The 851-nt window shown below is 53.2% G+C and carries 2 protein-coding genes; both read left to right on the top strand.

The genetic code is table 11. The features are described 5' to 3' along the window. A partial coding sequence (locus PsWM33_RS27540) for a hypothetical protein (RefSeq protein WP_206599040.1) occupies positions 1-269 on the top strand: 269 nt, incomplete at its 5' end. 7 nt (positions 270-276) lie between these two features. Next, the coding region (locus tag PsWM33_RS25370) for an HK97 family phage prohead protease (RefSeq protein ID WP_193778475.1) at positions 277-851 on the top strand (575 nt) is incomplete at its 3' end.

Below are 851 nucleotides of genomic sequence, written 5' to 3'. Positions count from 1 at the left end.
GGTTTCAGGCGGTGGAATGGACGGGCCGGGGCTGGCAATCAGTCAATCCAAAAGATGATGCGGCCGCAAATAGAACCAACATGGAATCCCGCATTAAAAGCCCGCAGGAAGTGGCTGCAGAGCGTGGGCGCACTCTTGAAGATATCTATGACGATTTTGAAGAGGCAAGGGCACTTGCCAAGGATCGCGGCATAGATCTTGAGGCGGTGCTTTCTGCCTTCATGAAAACGGTTCCGCCTGCTGAAAAAGAGCAGCCTAAAGAGGACTAACCACACCATGCCAACACATGAATTGAAGCTGCCGGAGCGGTTGTTCCGGCAGGGTGTTTTCGTGCGCGCTAGCGAGGGCGCGGAAGAAGACCTTTTAGAGCTTTCGTTTTCCAGTGATGCACCCATTCGCACCTATTGGGGCGTTGAAATTCTGGGTCACGATGAAGGCGAGATTGACCTTGATTTCATTGGAAGCGGGCGTGCGCCTCTGCTGATTGATCACCGCGCAAGCGTAGATCATCAGGTGGGCGTGATTGAGCGCGTGGAGATCAAGAACGGCAAGGGCCGGGCTTGGGTTCGCTTTGGTAAATCAGAGCGGGCGCAAGAGATTAAACAGCGCGTTTTAGATGGAGAGCTGACCAATGTTTCTGTTGGCTATCAGATCCGCAAAGCCCGCTTGGAAGAAGAGCATGACGATGACTTAAACGTCTATCGCATCACCCGTTGGACCCCTCACGAAATTTCGATTGTTTCCGTCCCTGCAGATCCGTCTGTTGGGGTTGGTCGGTCGCAATCTGAGGGGGCTGTTGTTTCCATTGCACTTGAAAGAAAGGCTGCTGCAATGCCCGCACCACTTGAAAT

Source organism: Pseudovibrio sp. WM33, assembly GCF_001623165.1.
GTDB lineage: Bacteria > Pseudomonadota > Alphaproteobacteria > Rhizobiales > Stappiaceae > Pseudovibrio.
The sequence above is the reverse complement of the archived record's forward strand: the minus strand, read 5'-3'. Positions and strand labels throughout refer to the sequence as shown.